Below are 14,068 nucleotides of genomic sequence, written 5' to 3'. Positions count from 1 at the left end.
CCCGAGGCAGGCCACTGGTGACAATTCGCGCAATCACGAGGTGCCGTTAGTACCTGAACCGCTTCGACAAAGCAAGACCCTTAAACCTGTGAAGCCGGCTTCGACAAACCTGGTCACCCAAGTTAGGCTAACCAGGTGATGAGAAAAACTCTCCTTGTGGTGCTAGCCACGCTGTTGTTGAGTGCTTGTGGCTCTGCCAGCGTCGCGAGCCACAAGCTCCCCCCAAACCACGGCTGGGTTCTCTCATGTTCCAAGGAGAAGCTAAGCGAGCCTTCATTCTTAATTCTCGACTGCTCTACATCATCGCTCCTGCTGTCCGACGCCATCTGGACTCATTGGGGTGCCGACAGTGCGACAGGGACTGCCCGATTGGGCGTCGCACCCTGTACGCCGGTCTGCAAGGTCGCCTCCATGGACTTTTATCCGCACACGAAGGTCACCCTCTCGGATCCTTTAACTGTTGACGGCAAATCAAGAGTGTTTCAACACGTTACGCTCAGCTACGTCTTCGAGGGCAAGCACTATACGCTGAGCCGATCCCTCTCTTGATCTTCGCGTTGGTTGTCAACCAGACGCGCAGCATTCCTGGTCGTCACGACCAGGTGAGCAGACCGTCGACAATCATGTCTGCACGAAGATCTGGACGCTCGGCCTCGAAATAACGATCCTCATCACGCATCCACTGAAACCAGTAGTCACGCATCGCCTCGCCATCTCGCGCTAGTCCTCGTCTCAATCGTTCATCACGAGGGGTCTCAACCCAGATGCTCACCGCGAGCGCTTCCTGAAATTGAGCACGCGAGGACGCTACCCCCTCAAGGACCACATAGTCCGCAGGCTTCACCTCAATCCATTCCGCTAGCTCTCGCCTCAACCAGTCATAACGCTGATAACGGGCAACCTCATTCGCCATCAGTGGCCCCAACACCTGTTCACGAAGACGTGGCCACCAATCGAGGTTGTTCTCCCAAGAGGCGAAGTCATCAGTGTGGATCACAGCACAGTCGGAGAGGGCGCCAGAAACCAAGCCGGCAAGCGTCGTCTTGCCGGCCCCGCCGAGACCGTCGATAGCGATAATCCGGGTCGACAAAGGTGGAGGTGGTTCGGAACCCTCGATTAAATCAATCAGCTCCCGCAGTATGGGCACAGCACTCCTCTGTTCGTCAGTCCGATACCAACCCGTCCAAGACAACCCCAGTGTGCTCGAAGAGTCTAGCTAACGCCGAGAGCTGCGCTGTACTGGAATTAGGTCGGCACCCTGACAGCAACTCTGAGCAAAGACTGGCTTCGGCAATCGCTGATTGAGGAGATAATGAAGGCTAGAATTCCTACTGCTTACAGAGGTGGCTCAGGTAGCCAAGGTCAGACAGGGAAAAACTAGATGATGCGTCGGACCCTTGTGGCCATTGCTCTTGTTTTCATAGCCACGCTCTCGCTACTGGATCATGCAGGATCCAACGCGCCTGCAATGCTTCGTTCAGCCAAACTGGCATCGAGCAGCCAGCAGCCAAACGCTGGATACTACCTGGCAGGAAGCGATGGATCGACCTACGCATTTGGTACCCAGTCGTTTGGCTCTACCTATAGTTACGGACTCACCGGGCTCGGAGGTTCGCACCCACTTAATGCCCCGATCGTGGGGATGGCGGCGGTGCCAAACGGTGGCGGGTATTGGCTGGTTGCAGCTGATGGTGGCGTGTTTGACTTTGGGAACGCGAGTTTCTATGGCAGTCTTGGCAACAAGACGATATCCGCCCCTATCGTGGCAATTGCTGTCGCCCCCTCTTCGACACCACAGATCACCACCACAGCACTGCCAGGTGCGGTGGTCGATCAAAGCTACAAGGCATCGATCAACTTTACCAGCGGTGCTGGACCTACAACCCTGACCGCCACTGGTCTTCCTCCAGGACTGACACTCACTCCAGACGGCACACTCGAAGGCACACCCACCACCGCTGGGCTTAGCACTCTTACAATTACCGCCACCGATACGGAGAAGACAACCACAACTCAATCCATTCCGTTGTCGATCACCAAACCACTCCAGGGACAGACGACCAACCCAACTTCTATGGCCTCCTCGAACTGGGCCGGCTACTACGTTTCGCCAGGAAGCTTCAAGGCGATCACCGGCACGTTCACCGTTCCGTCTCTACCCGCAAACCAACCAGCATATTGCGAAGGCGCCCAGGGATCTCCTGGCTGCTCACTCTCAGAGTGGGTCGGGATCGACGGAGCAACCAATAGCTCTTTGATTCAGGCAGGGGTCGAGCTGACGCCTCAAGCAAATGGTGCTACTGAGCAGATCTACCCGTGGTGGGAGATCTTGCCGAACGTACAGACAAACGTCAGTTCGCTCGCTATCGCCCCTGGTGATCAGATCACGGTCAATATCTTTCGCACCAAGAGTACGAACGTCTGGGAGATCCAAATTATCAATGACACCACCGGTAACGCCTTCAGCACCGAGCAGCCATATAACGGGCCCGCTGCGTCAGCTGAATGGATCGCCGAAGCACCATCGACGACCAATCAGGCGATCCTTGAGGTGCCAACACTCAGCTCTCCAATCGAGTTTACGAATCTAGGAGTCAACACCGCTACGAGTGGGTCAATCTCGAGCGAGGTGCAGAGCTACCTTTGCCAGCTTCTTCCTGATCAGCCAGGCACGCTCGCCAACAACAGCTTCCAGATCACGCAACTATCTAGCGCACCACAGACTGGCCCGTGCTCAACTGCTGGCTTGCTGAGTTCGAGTGCCAAGTTGTAAAAGTAGTACAGCCGCAAAAGTAGTACGCTTGGCGCATGCAAACTTTCGCTCATGTCATGGTCGCTGGACTCGGTGTCTTGGGCTCACAAATAGCCTTCCAAGTCGCCTATTCGGGGTTTGAGGTCAGCGGTTATGATGTTGACGCCAATGCCCTTGAGGCCGGGCTCCACAGGCTAGCGCAGCTACGAGATCGATACTCCCGAAGATCAGACCCGGCTGATCGCAAGCGTGCAGAGCACGCGCTAGAGCGAATCGAACTCACTAGTGATCTCGCGACCGCAGCTAGAGATGCCGACCTTGTGATCGAGGCAGTTCCAGAGAATCTTGAGCTCAAGCGAGACTTCTATCACAAACTTGCGCCACTGTTATCATCCACCGCCGCCATCGTCACCAACACATCAACGCTCCTTCCGAGTGATCTTGCTGAGTCAACCGGACGACCAGACAAATTTCTCGCACTCCACTTCGCCAACCATATCTGGGTTCACAACACGGCTGAGGTCATGGCCACAACGGAGACAGATCCCGATCTATATAGAAAGATCGTCACCTTCGCTCAAGAGATTGGCATGGTGCCTATCGAGCTCAAGAAAGAGCAACCCGGGTATCTTTTGAACTCCCTCCTCGTCCCTTGGCTTCAGGCCGCGAGCAGTCTGTTCATGCAAGGAATCGCCGACCCTGAGATGATCGATCTAACATGGCGCAAGGCCACCGGAGCGCCGACAGGGCCGTTCCAAGTCTTTGACGTCATCGGTATCCGTACCGCCTATGCTGTCTCGACAGCCGGCGACTCCACCCAACAGGAGTTCGCTAATTACCTCAAGACCAACCTCCTCGACCAAGGGAAACTCGGCATCGAATCTGGCGAGGGATTCTATCATTATCCACACCAGCAAGTTCGCAAGATCAACGATGCTGGAGCCCTGGAGGACGCCAATGACCACGCACCATCGTAGGGTCGACCACACTTACCTGATGCACCAGGCCTATGCCAACGCCGACCGTCTTGAGACTCGGATTGGGATCTACTCCTACCAACAGCCGAAAATCAACCTCGAACAAGAAGTTCTGAACGCCATGGGTTCTGTTGCAGGCTTGACTGTACTCGATGTGGGATGTGGAAATGGGCGCTATGCTCGCGCGCTGGCAACCGAAGGCGCGAATGTCGCTGCCATGGACCTATCTGGCGGAATGCTCACCAACTTACAAGGGCTATGGGCGCGTCTGCAAGCTGATGCGGAGAGGCTCCCAGTCTCTAACGGATCCTTCGATCGAGTTCTAGCAGCTCACATGCTGTATCACGTACCGAACCCTGAAGGCGCCATAACAGAGTTTGCGCGAGTTCTTGGCCCCGCCGGGACTCTGGTAGCCACCTCGAACACCGAACAACACTTGATCGAAGTTCGGCAGATCTGGGATGAACTCCTTGAAGACGCTGGCATCGATCTCGCCGACTCCGATTCGAGGCTCATGAACCTCGAACTACCGATTGATCATCTGCTGGCAATGCTCAGACGGAGCTTTGACGATGTCGAGTTCGATCTCCTCACCAGCTCACTCCACATCAGCGATCCGGAAGTGCTGGTGAACTATGCGGCCTCCACAACCGCAGCGCTCACCACCAACGAACAAGGGTACGAACTCTTGCCAGCCCTAGCTGAACGAATTAGCACACTCATCACGCGCGACAGTGAGTTCAAGGTGACCACACAGGTCATTCTCATCAGTGCCAAGCGCCCGCGCAACCAGTGAGGCGATTGTTACCTGCGTGTAAGTGAGCATGCCAACTGCAACATGATACTGAGACCCACTAGCGCTTGGACATAAGGAACTGAGATACGGACGGCCAAGAGTAGATGACAAGAAAGGCAACTATCGCCACGACAATTATTAACATAAGCAAACGAAACATACATCGATCCTTCTGTACAGGCTCATCGTAGTGGCATGTACTCGCGGTAAAGCAGATGCCATATCAGACGTTATCTCGGTTCGCCTAGATGCAATAACAGATCAGATCGTGCAGTGCCTTGAACTATACATCTAGCTCGTTCACCTCTTCTGGATGGCTGGTAGGGTAGCTTGGTCGACAAGCATAACGCCCGAAATCGACAAGACAGAACTATTGCCGGAGAACAGACTCACTCCATCAACTTCCAATACGGTTCCTCGATAGAAGTCGGGCGAATGGTTCGTCTCGGAACCGCCTTCTCCGGTAAAACCACCTGCAATGATGTGGGCACCGCCCTCGAGCCTAACTTCGTCATCGTGGCGCTCACGAGTGGGCAGTAGTCGCCCTCGAAGCCAAATGCTTACGCGAGGAACATCGACATTGCTGTACTCATCACGAAGGTACTCGTCGAGAACGACTAATACCCGAAACGGGGCTCCTGCCCCGAAGAGTTCACGCACCAATGCGTGGACATGTCCTTTGTGAGGCCTGCAAAGATAATGGTTCCGTCCTCAGCTAGGCTGGCTAAGTGCTGCGGTGTGATGTAATAATGTTCGATCACCCCGTCAGGATGCGGGCACGTAAGAATCATGCGATCTTCTTGAATCTCCCCGCCCTTGCAGACGGGGAGATTCAAGGAAACGCAGTTTCGGATGCAGCGATCGTGAACCACGACTCAGTCGTGGTTCAACAACAAGAGGCCTTCCAGGAGGTGGACGACGAACCCGGTTGCTACCGTATTGAATAGGCAAGCACTAGCAGCTCAAGTCCAGCGAATTCAACATGGTACACTGTTTTGCGGGTGGTCCAATGATTGAATCTGTACTAATGGACGGAGCAGTAGAGACCGCTTCCACTCTAGCGTCATGGTTGCCTATGCAGAAGTTCTACCTATCTGACGGGACTGCGTTAGCTTTACAGAAAGGTCATCGCCGTTCAAAGGATTTTGACTTCTTCACCTTACACCCACTAGAGGTATTGCCGGAGCGCCGGAGTTGGACAACTTATTGAAACGCTTCAGACGGGTAGAATGGATACATAAGTCACCGGAACAAATCGATTGGAGACTTGACGGGGTTTCAGTTACTTTGCTCGCTTACCCATTCGCGCATGACTTCGATTTTCGTACCTGGAGAGGCATCACGGTAGCAGACCCCAAAGACATTGCTTTGCAAAAAGCCTACGCCCTAGGAAGGCATGCGCGAGCCCGTGATTACATCGACTTACATGCCATTATGAAAGCAGGACTCATGAGCATTGATGAGATAATAGATCGTGCGCAACACACCTATGGGAATGCATTTTCACCACGCTTATTTCTACAACAACTCACATACACGCACGATCTTGCCGACAAGGATAAAGACGAAGCAGTAAGCCTGATGATAGAACCACAATCGTTCACCATTGTCGAGCAGGACCTGCAAAGACTAGTTCAGGAATGGATTGACACACTTGCGCGACACCAACCCAAGTCCCCCAAAGGCCCCCACTCATGAGATTGCCGAACGATATTCAACGCCTGTTTTATCGTTACCACGCGGATCGGCTAGACACCGCGACGTATCAGTCACTCATCATTCAGACCGTGTTGGAGGACGGTACGGTGGACGACTGGCGCTGGCTGTTTGGGACCTATGGCACAGACACTATCCGCGAATGGGTTGCCGATCCGGCTATGGCAGCTCAACTATCCGCTCGCGTTGAGTGGTTTTGGACCTGTGCACTTTTACACAAACCGCACGAGACACCCCGATGGTCTGGTGGCAACGGGAGACGACTCATCCCTGCGGATGCTCTGCCCGATTGGTGGCCCGACGAGTTGCGCTAGCTTGGTTGTTCTGCGTCACACGATGCGCTAGCAAAGCCATGACTTACAGGACATGGCCATGCAAGGTATTAGTGGCGGTAGCCATTATGGCACTAAAACAGCGCTTGCGCACGCTCGTAATGGATCCGGTGAAGTGTAAAATGAATCAACAGTCGGAGCAGCTCATTGGCTGAAAACATCACCTTATGGCGTTATCTCAGTGGACTAGCAATAGTTATCCTTGGCTAGCCAGGCGAAACTATCGGTTCAAGCAGTTATGGCTGGAGACCGGTCATGAGTGCATTACAGAGGTTATAACTGGTGTTGTCTTCGTTGACGGGGTACGCCAAGATACCTACACCGCCTAGAGATGACCAGAACCATCAGTTTGGGGTAGCACCGACAACAAAACCACATGAGTTCCGGCCCGATCCATCGTCCCCTGGCCTCGGATCAAGACATCCTCCACTGCCTGGATTGATGACATTGGGATACCGAATACACCCGAGGAATCAACCGATTATCAACCGCACCCAAACTAGCTTCTACAACAGTTTTGAAATCGGTTCGTAGACAACATCTGTGCATGCCTACATGCGTGCTCCACATTCCAGGCGTACTCTTCTGGATGAATAAAGTATGTCAGCGAGATCGGCATGGCTGTCGAGAGAGGAAAATCGTAGGCTAACAATCGTGAACGCTCATGTTGTGCCTTATGCCATTCGAGGTCGTTGATCCCGTTGGCAGCTCGTTGCCATGATGCAATAGCAACGACCGCTTTAGATCCAATCGCGAATAGCGCGTAAAGATCGTATTCATCGACAGAATCACCTTGACAGCCGCGCGCCTAGGCAGTGAGACTATACGGCTCTATTGACATTCATGTGGATAGATTTGGCCTGGATCTGATCCATAGCCCCAGTTCAGTGGGGGTATTTGAGGCTGAAATAGCTGCATAAGAAACGCGCACGGTTTCTGAGCTCTAAATTTGGTGTTGGTTTGCCATCAAAAAGGAGCTCAGAACCGTGCGCGCTACCTCTCTAGTTAAGCAGATGCTGGGGCTTCGCAGTGTCACCGTCGTCGAGGTTTTAGTTCGTCCACACGAACTGCTGGTAAAGCTCAGGCTTACCCGATCGCGGTTGGTATGCCCGAAATGCTCCTATACGACCCGGTCCTGTTATGACACGAGAACGCTCGACTCCCGTTGGAGACACCTCGACATCGGGACTCACCAGACGTGGCTCTCGTGCCAACTAAGACGACTCCGGTGTCCAACTCACGGGGTAATCACTTAAGGCAGTACCATTTGCCCGACCAGTTGGGGAGTCTCGGTTTACGAGGGACTTCGAGCACTTGGTAGCTTGGGCATGTGCCAAGATGGATAAGACCACGGTGACAAAACTGCTCAGAGTCGCCTGGCGCACGGTAGGAACGATCTGTGAACGAGTCGTCACGCCAAGAGCTCGATCCCAACCGTCTTGACAACCTCTTCATTCTTGGAGTTGACGAGATCAGTTATCGCAAACACCACAACTACCTAACGCTTGTCACCAATCACGAGACGGGCAAGATCGTCTATGGGGCAGAGGGGAAAAGTGCGAATGAGTCTAGATGAATTCTTCGATGACCTGGGTGAAGAACGGATTGCCAAGATCAAGGCAGCCACCATGGATCTCGGTCCAGCCTTTGCCAAGGCCTTCCGCGAGAAGGCACCTAACGCCGAGATCTGTCTCGATCCATTTCATGTGGTTAAGTTGGGAACCGAGGCCCTAGAGGAGGTACGCAAAGACCTTTGGCGGGAGATGAGAAAGCTCCCATCTCCTACCTTTGCCCGTAAGTTCGCCGGGGCAAGGTGGGCACTGTTGAAGAATCCAGGAACCCTAACCAAGCGTCAAGGACTAGCCCTCTTAGCCATCAAACAACGAGGGGGAGCCCTATGGCGGGCTTATGAGATGAAGGAATCCCTACGGGCGATCTTCGCTGGCGACCTCGAGATCGACGAGGTGAATGAGATGCTCGATCACTGGTGCAAGCGAGCCTCACGCTCACGACTATCGAGTTTCATCCGACTCTCAAAGACCATCCGAACTCATCGAGACGGGATACTTGCCTCCATCAGACTTGGGGTATCCAATGGAAGGGTCGAGGGACTCAACACCAAAGTTCGCTCAATCATTGCCCGCTCGTATGGGTTTCACTCCGCCAAGGCTACCCTGGCCCTGGTGATGCTAGCTTGTGGACCGATTGACTTGAAGTTACCTTATGAAAGGGCGAGTTTATCCACATGGATGTCAATAGAGCCGACTATACCACTAGCTGCTGTTCGCGCACAACCCAGCCATCCGGGCGTAATGGTCACGGTGCGGCGATCGGTTTGACCTGTGCATGCGTATATACATGCACCCGCGAGGGTCGTCTAAGGGCTTTTCATCCATCTTGTCCGGACATCATTCTGACCAGCGTTTATCTAGACTGGTTGGGATGTGCAGTCAACACGGACGCCTCGGGAACTATCGACAAAATGGTGGCTACACTCCGCAGGTAGGATCCGTCCCACAACAACACTTCGATAGCGGAGCAGATCCCGTAATCGTTTCCCTAGGAGGACGAGTGACACACGACATGATTGACAGTGCTGAATGCGCTGACGTCACAGCAGAGCCGATCGAGCCAGAGCTAACGAAAACGCAGTTTGCCAGCTCGCACGCGAGACGGTTGCGTCAGAGATGCCTCATTTTTGAAAGAGTTGCGCGGACTCGAACGTCGAGGTCCGTAGAGGCGAACGCACTTATGGAAGCTGAGGATAACCTATCGTCTCCCGGGTTGTCAGCCTGATAAACATGGGTGTGTCTCATCTTGGAAGGGGAGATACTCTGCTTATTTGTCCAATTTTAGAATAGCCCGCAGAATGGTAAGCGCATATTTTGGCAACCGATCTTCTGGGTAATATGTTTCATAGAGATCGACTGCTTGCACGATGGAGGTGATCTCTAAATGTTCACACAGGAATGCGATGTCGAAATTATCCATACGCGGTCGACTCGCCCTAATCTTCATCGCGAGCAATGCCTCCGCTGAGGCAGTCTGGATGGTCACACTTCCTTTGGATAGAAATAATCGACGTTTTTCATCATCCTTGACTGGTGAAATAAACATAGCAGCGTTGTCATTTAGCCAATCATTTGGCAAGTGATGTCTCCTAGCTATAGCGGCGGCAACGTTATTGATAGCATTTTTGGGGTAATACTGTGCGTCCACATCACGTGTTACGTCTCGCGCTGAGTAACCTAACACCATCGCAGCTCCGCCGACGATGTAAAGCTGGGCCTCAATCCCCGCTGCATCAAGAGCATCTGCCAATTCATGCAAGACAACAATCAGGTCTGTTCGTGTTAGAGGTTCGTTAGGCACGGCTCAGACTCTGTTCAACCAGATAGACCCCTCGCTTCGAAAAAGGTGGAGGGCTTTCCCTCCGCTCGATTTCTGCTAGATCTGAGATGCCTGATATGCACCAGCCTTCAGTAGTTCTCCACGAATCATCTACCCAAGTGGGGGGAACTATCCCTCTGGCCATACAGACGTACTCCACTAATCCAGCTATGAGCGCATCATACCGAGAGTCGCCGGTGGTTCTCGGAGGATCCTGTATCAGCTCGACGAGGCGAACAGAGGTCACCGCTTTTAAGTCATCCAATAGAACTAGCCAAGTCAGGAAAGCCCGATGCTCATCATTTGCTGCAAGCGCCTGCCCAATGGAGTCAGCGGTCTCCCTTGCGTTAGATCTATTATCGACGTACTCACCGCTCAACACAACGCCCAAGCCGATAGCGTCGAGCAACCTGCCCAGAACCGGAATGCTGGGCTGGACCCGATAGGACTCAATCCGCGCAACTTCGGAAGCACTAACGCCTGCTTGCACCGCAAGATCGCGTTGTGTCAACCCAGCTTGATTTCTGGAGTGCCGTAGCAAATCGCCAGCAAAGTGATTCCAATCTTGGTTCATGTACACATGCTAGCAGATATGATAGCACGCTTGGAGGCCCCTCTATAGACCGACAACGGCCTTTTGAGCTCCAAACATCCCAGCCATTTCGATTGAAGCTGGCATAGGCAACACCGTTACCTCCTTACTTGTTGAGCGAGATGTTCGTGGGTGCGTAGCGGTCCGATATCCGTGTCGGGAAGGTGGGTCGCCGCGACCATTTTGGCATCTGACCGAAGACTTATAACACACGCATTAGCTTCTCGCTGCTGCCGCTGTCTGATCCTGGCTCGATCGCGAGGACCGTTCGATCGGACACTCCTGCTCGCTCGGCGGGGCGAGCCGCTGTCATACCATTGAACTTATGCCGAGTCTTAAGATACTTCCCGATCAGCCGCAGCGATCTACCCAGACCAAGTAGCTCCGCCTTGCACCTCACAATGGAAACGCCGGTGTGGTGTTATGGGCCTAGGCGGTTGTCAAGGGCCATCTATCCCGGGACCAAGCACCAACGCTGCTGGTTCCACAAGACGGCCAATATCTTCCAACTACGTGCCCAAATCTCTGTGTCCAAAGGTTAAGGAGGATATACATGAGATTTGGAAGTCTCCGACCAGGGATCATGCCAAAGGGCCTGATGACTAGGGCGGGCTATCGCCACGTTTGAGACCAAGTACGGAGCCAAGTACCCAAAGGCCGTTCACTGCCTGACCAAGGATACCGATGCCCTCTTGGCCTTCTATGACTTCGGCGCCGAGCACTGGGTACACCTTCGGACAAGTAATCCAATACCAGTTAACCGAGTCGACCTTCTCCATGGTCCGTCATAGAACCATCAAAGTACAGGGTGCCTTCTCCAGCGAGACCGCCATGGGAATGCTCTACCAACTGGGCCTCGAGGCTGAGAGGTCCTAGCGGCGCATCACCGGTCACGAACGTATCGCAGAGGTCATCTCTGGCGTTGTCTTCGTTGACTGACTACGCCAAGATACCTACACCGCCTAGAGCTGGGCCATAAATATCAGTTGAGTTAATACCGGCACCCAAAGCAATGGGTGCCGGCCCAATCCATCGTTCCCCGACGACTCTGGCAGAACTCCTGCTAACTTGATTGCTGACATCTAAGTACGAATCACACCCGATTGGTTAACCGGTTATCAACCGCCACCCAAACTGGTTCCGATAACGGTTTTGAAGTCGGTTCGTACACAACATTTGTGCATGCCTCTCAGCCGACTTCTGATAACTTCCGGAGAACTTCCGGAACGCTACACGAATTAGACTCATGCACACATCCTCTATCCGCTGGGAATATCTAAAGCGAAGATCGTGCCCTCGGGACGACTTTCAATAAACCATTTGGCTCCGATACGTCTCACGATGCTATCTGCGATTGCGAGCCCAAGACCATAGTGCTCACTGGACGCCGCTTGCTCATTTCGATAGAACCGCTCGAAGAGCTCGTCCAACACAGAGACAGGTATTGGATCACAGTAGTTACGGACTCCGATACGAATATCAGAGAGATTTTCAGCAGTTGCTACATAAACAGTTACCGCAGAATCTTCCTCTGCATAGGCATCGGCGTTCTCAATCAACACTCTCAACACCACCTCCAATAGCACCGGATCCGAGATGACAAACGGCCGAGCGTCCAAGTCATGCGTACTAAATAGAAGGGCGTGATGCATGCAGGAGTCTCGCAGAGTTCCAGCTATCCGGTCGAGGTAAAGTTGCAGATCAAAACGCTCCAATTTAGCGAGCACACCCGACTCCGACCTAGAGAGCTGTAGCAGCCGATCTACAAGGGTAGCCATCGCCTGCACCTCTCTTGTTAAGATCTTAAGATCATGGCGTGCTAAATCCGGGTCTTCACTCAGTAGGCGGCCAAGCGAAACTATATTCCCCTGAATTACATGGATTGGCGTCCTGAGAGAGTGCGCCGCATTGCTGATAAACTCACGTTCCCGCGTCTGGGTGCGTCCCAATCGCTCTAGCATGTTGCTGAACGATTCCTCAAGCGAATGGACTTCAGCTAACCGCGAATCAATACTGGCAAACGCAGCCTCATTCACGTTCAACGTCACGGTTCTCGCGACCTCCTCAAGTTCCAACAAGGGATCCGCAACCCGACGCACAATGACCGAGATGGCAGCTAGCGTACTCATTATCAGTACCAGACCACCAAGCACTAGCGCAATCCGTAATGTGGAGAGAAGTGAAGCAAGATGGCTCTGACTCTCGGCAACAATGAGCCGCAAATTGGAGCTGCCGACAAGAATCGGAGCAGATGCATAAAGGTACGGAATGCTACCAAACTGCAACCATCCTGATGTTCCCACGCTAGCCCACCCTCCAAGAGGTGACGCCGGTGGCCTCGTTCCACTCGCACCTACTAAGTGTCCTCGACTGGTAGTGAGGAGGACATACTGGTCACCAGAGACTGTAAGGTACGCCAAATCCTCGACCGGTGCCTTGGTGGGATGAGAACTATATTCAGACCTTAGTTTGGCGGCTGCAGCTCTTGCAGAAACCTCAACCCCGCTAATTCCCTGCTTGATTAGAGTGCTGCGGACTAAGGAGTAGACAAAGTAACCGGAACCAAGTGCAGCTAGTATTACAGCTAACTCAATACCGATGGTAAGCACCCATGCTATACGCCACCGATGAATGAGAGCTCTCTTACTCACGGGCTGGCCTTAAGACGTATCCGACTCCCCTCACCGTATCTATTATGACTTTACCGTTCGGATCCAAACGTTCGCGGAGACGTTTAACAGTCACATCCACGACATTGGATTCCGCATAAAATACATACCCCCATGCCAACTCCAGCAACTGATCGCGAGTTAACACCTTTTTCGAATTTCTCATAAATACAGCGAGAAGATCGAATTCACGACGGCTTAATTCAAGTAAATGACCACCCTGCTCAACGCTTCTCTCCTCCACCCAAAGACGTAGGTCAAAACACTCAAGTACAGGGCCTCTGTCGCCATTCATCCGTCTAGATACAGCCCGGATCCGCGCAATCAGTTCTCCGATAGCAAAAGGCTTAATAACGTAGTCGTCCGCGCCTCTATCCAGCGCATCAATTCGATCGGTAACGTCGTCCCGTGCAGTCACCATAATGATGGCAAAGTTCCCTAGGATGCGTAGCTCCTGACAGAACTCAACACCGCTACCATCTGGGAGCATGACATCAAGGAGCACCACGTCATACGACTCTTGCCGAGCTAGTGATCTGGCAGACTGCACCGTGGCAGCGAGGTCGCACTTCCAGCTAGTTCTTGAGAGCTCTTGCAGCAGCCATCTCCCCGTTTCAGGGTGATCTTCCACGATTAGAACTCGCACTTTACACCTCGTGTCGCTAATTCATCTAGCTCGTCAGGGATCCCCACCTTGACACCATTGCCGGAATCTCACGTCGAGATGCCATTCGCTGAACCAAACTCCTACAGTCTCTGCGGTGACAGAATGAACGTCCGCGTCTAAGTGTATCACTCCGTTGTGCTACCAAGACGTACAATCTCTACTGTCATGAAAGTCTTT

18 protein-coding genes and 1 pseudogene are annotated in these 14,068 nt (G+C 53.1%); 13 read left to right on the top strand and 6 right to left on the bottom strand.

What is annotated here, in order from left to right:
• The first annotated feature begins 138 nt into the window (after positions 1-138).
• Positions 139-549 carry a hypothetical protein gene (locus FEAC_RS15100; protein ID WP_152623087.1) on the top strand — a complete coding sequence of 137 codons (411 nt, stop codon included), beginning with the start codon at positions 139-141 and terminating at the stop codon, positions 547-549.
• Positions 550-592: 43 nt separating this feature from the next.
• Here FEAC_RS15100 and FEAC_RS04810 read toward each other — a convergent pair whose 3' ends face one another.
• The gene (locus FEAC_RS04810) at positions 593-1,147 is read right to left on the bottom strand and encodes a uridine kinase family protein (RefSeq protein WP_052565609.1); all 555 of its coding nucleotides are present in this window, start codon (positions 1,145-1,147) and stop codon (positions 593-595) included.
• A gap of 234 nt (positions 1,148-1,381) precedes the next feature.
• Between FEAC_RS04810 and FEAC_RS04805 the strand changes: the two genes are divergently transcribed.
• The 3 genes from FEAC_RS04805 to FEAC_RS04795 are packed head-to-tail and all read left to right on the top strand — an operon-like array spanning position 1,382 to position 4,525.
• The gene (locus FEAC_RS04805; protein ID WP_052565607.1) at positions 1,382-2,773 is read left to right on the top strand and encodes a G1 family glutamic endopeptidase; all 1,392 of its coding nucleotides are present in this window, start codon (positions 1,382-1,384) and stop codon (positions 2,771-2,773) included.
• Positions 2,774-2,808: 35 nt separating this feature from the next.
• Complete coding sequence (locus FEAC_RS04800) at positions 2,809-3,729, top strand: 3-hydroxyacyl-CoA dehydrogenase (RefSeq protein WP_081901273.1); 921 nt, start codon at positions 2,809-2,811, stop codon at positions 3,727-3,729.
• Complete coding sequence (locus tag FEAC_RS04795; RefSeq protein WP_052565604.1) at positions 3,710-4,525, top strand: class I SAM-dependent methyltransferase; 816 nt, start codon at positions 3,710-3,712, stop codon at positions 4,523-4,525. The genes FEAC_RS04800 and FEAC_RS04795 overlap by 20 nt, the downstream gene beginning before the upstream one ends.
• Positions 4,526-4,825: 300 nt before the next feature.
• On the opposite strand, the gene FEAC_RS04790 is transcribed toward FEAC_RS04795, so the two are convergent.
• Positions 4,826-5,185 carry a hypothetical protein gene (locus tag FEAC_RS04790; RefSeq protein WP_035391776.1) on the bottom strand — a complete coding sequence of 120 codons (360 nt, stop codon included), beginning with the start codon at positions 5,183-5,185 and terminating at the stop codon, positions 4,826-4,828.
• A gap of 68 nt (positions 5,186-5,253) precedes the next feature.
• Here FEAC_RS04790 and FEAC_RS04785 point away from each other — a divergent pair, with 68 nt between their 5' ends.
• From FEAC_RS04785 to FEAC_RS04770, 8 genes are all read left to right on the top strand, one after another.
• On the top strand, positions 5,254-5,472 hold the full coding sequence (locus tag FEAC_RS04785; RefSeq protein WP_052565602.1) for a hypothetical protein: 219 nt from the start codon (positions 5,254-5,256) through the stop codon (positions 5,470-5,472).
• A gap of 62 nt (positions 5,473-5,534) precedes the next feature.
• On the top strand, positions 5,535-5,735 hold the full coding sequence (locus FEAC_RS15790; RefSeq protein ID WP_201773844.1) for a hypothetical protein: 201 nt from the start codon (positions 5,535-5,537) through the stop codon (positions 5,733-5,735).
• Complete coding sequence (locus FEAC_RS04780) at positions 5,732-6,223, top strand: hypothetical protein (RefSeq protein WP_201773843.1); 492 nt, start codon at positions 5,732-5,734, stop codon at positions 6,221-6,223. Before FEAC_RS15790 ends, FEAC_RS04780 begins: the two co-directional genes overlap by 4 nt.
• The gene (locus FEAC_RS04775; RefSeq protein WP_035391773.1) at positions 6,220-6,555 is read left to right on the top strand and encodes a DUF6922 domain-containing protein; all 336 of its coding nucleotides are present in this window, start codon (positions 6,220-6,222) and stop codon (positions 6,553-6,555) included. The genes FEAC_RS04780 and FEAC_RS04775 overlap by 4 nt, the downstream gene beginning before the upstream one ends.
• A gap of 1,004 nt (positions 6,556-7,559) precedes the next feature.
• Positions 7,560-7,829 (top strand): transposase family protein, encoded by a 270-nt coding sequence (locus FEAC_RS14560; RefSeq protein ID WP_081901215.1) that lies wholly within the window; start codon positions 7,560-7,562, stop codon positions 7,827-7,829.
• An 82-nt stretch (positions 7,830-7,911) separates the two neighbouring features.
• Positions 7,912-8,016 carry a hypothetical protein gene (locus FEAC_RS16315; protein ID WP_371525198.1) on the top strand — a complete coding sequence of 35 codons (105 nt, stop codon included), beginning with the start codon at positions 7,912-7,914 and terminating at the stop codon, positions 8,014-8,016.
• Positions 7,973-8,149, top strand: coding sequence for a transposase (locus tag FEAC_RS15095; protein ID WP_152623084.1), 177 nt, complete (start codon positions 7,973-7,975; stop codon positions 8,147-8,149). Before FEAC_RS16315 ends, FEAC_RS15095 begins: the two co-directional genes overlap by 44 nt.
• The gene (locus FEAC_RS04770; protein WP_052565600.1) at positions 8,136-8,912 is read left to right on the top strand and encodes a transposase; all 777 of its coding nucleotides are present in this window, start codon (positions 8,136-8,138) and stop codon (positions 8,910-8,912) included. The genes FEAC_RS15095 and FEAC_RS04770 overlap by 14 nt, the downstream gene beginning before the upstream one ends.
• A 499-nt stretch (positions 8,913-9,411) precedes the next feature.
• Here the strand turns inward: FEAC_RS04770 and FEAC_RS04760 are convergent, their stop codons facing one another.
• Complete coding sequence (locus FEAC_RS04760) at positions 9,412-9,945, bottom strand: DUF6036 family nucleotidyltransferase (protein WP_052565599.1); 534 nt, start codon at positions 9,943-9,945, stop codon at positions 9,412-9,414.
• Positions 9,938-10,537: a helix-turn-helix domain-containing protein gene (locus FEAC_RS04755; protein WP_035391766.1), complete on the bottom strand. Its 600-nt coding sequence runs from the start codon at positions 10,535-10,537 to the stop codon at positions 9,938-9,940. Before FEAC_RS04755 ends, FEAC_RS04760 begins: the two co-directional genes overlap by 8 nt.
• 467 nt (positions 10,538-11,004) lie before the next feature.
• Between FEAC_RS04755 and FEAC_RS16310 the strand changes: the two are divergent.
• A pseudogene (locus FEAC_RS16310) lies at positions 11,005-11,494 on the top strand (transposase); the annotation flags it as partial.
• Positions 11,495-11,814: 320 nt separating this feature from the next.
• Here the strand turns inward: FEAC_RS16310 and FEAC_RS04750 are convergent.
• Together FEAC_RS04750 and FEAC_RS04745 are read right to left on the bottom strand one after the other, a co-directional pair.
• A complete protein-coding gene (locus FEAC_RS04750) occupies positions 11,815-13,206 on the bottom strand; it encodes a sensor histidine kinase (protein ID WP_035391763.1) in 1,392 nt (463 codons plus the stop codon).
• Positions 13,199-13,870: a response regulator transcription factor gene (locus FEAC_RS04745; protein ID WP_035391761.1), complete on the bottom strand. Its 672-nt coding sequence runs from the start codon at positions 13,868-13,870 to the stop codon at positions 13,199-13,201. The genes FEAC_RS04750 and FEAC_RS04745 overlap by 8 nt, the downstream gene beginning before the upstream one ends.
• Positions 13,871-14,068: the final 198 nt, after the last annotated feature.

It is taken from the genome of Ferrimicrobium acidiphilum DSM 19497 (genome assembly GCF_000949255.1).
In the GTDB taxonomy this organism is placed as follows: domain Bacteria; phylum Actinomycetota; class Acidimicrobiia; order Acidimicrobiales; family Acidimicrobiaceae; genus Ferrimicrobium; species Ferrimicrobium acidiphilum.
The sequence above is the reverse complement of the archived record's forward strand: the minus strand, read 5'-3'. Positions and strand labels throughout refer to the sequence as shown.

Coding starts and splice junctions, on each gene's coding strand:
- FEAC_RS15100 (WP_152623087.1), top strand. CDS start 139: ATGAGAAAAACTCTCCTTGTGGTGCTAGCCACGCTGTTGTTGAGTGCT.
- FEAC_RS04805 (WP_052565607.1), top strand. CDS start 1,382: ATGATGCGTCGGACCCTTGTGGCCATTGCTCTTGTTTTCATAGCCACG.
- FEAC_RS04800 (WP_081901273.1), top strand. CDS start 2,809: ATGCAAACTTTCGCTCATGTCATGGTCGCTGGACTCGGTGTCTTGGGC.
- FEAC_RS04795 (WP_052565604.1), top strand. CDS start 3,710: ATGACCACGCACCATCGTAGGGTCGACCACACTTACCTGATGCACCAG.
- FEAC_RS15790 (WP_201773844.1), top strand. CDS start 5,535: ATGATTGAATCTGTACTAATGGACGGAGCAGTAGAGACCGCTTCCACT.
- FEAC_RS04775 (WP_035391773.1), top strand. CDS start 6,220: ATGAGATTGCCGAACGATATTCAACGCCTGTTTTATCGTTACCACGCG.
- FEAC_RS16315 (WP_371525198.1), top strand. CDS start 7,912: ATGGATAAGACCACGGTGACAAAACTGCTCAGAGTCGCCTGGCGCACG.
- FEAC_RS04770 (WP_052565600.1), top strand. CDS start 8,136: ATGAGTCTAGATGAATTCTTCGATGACCTGGGTGAAGAACGGATTGCC.
- FEAC_RS04755 (WP_035391766.1), bottom strand. CDS start 10,537: ATGAACCAAGATTGGAATCACTTTGCTGGCGATTTGCTACGGCACTCC.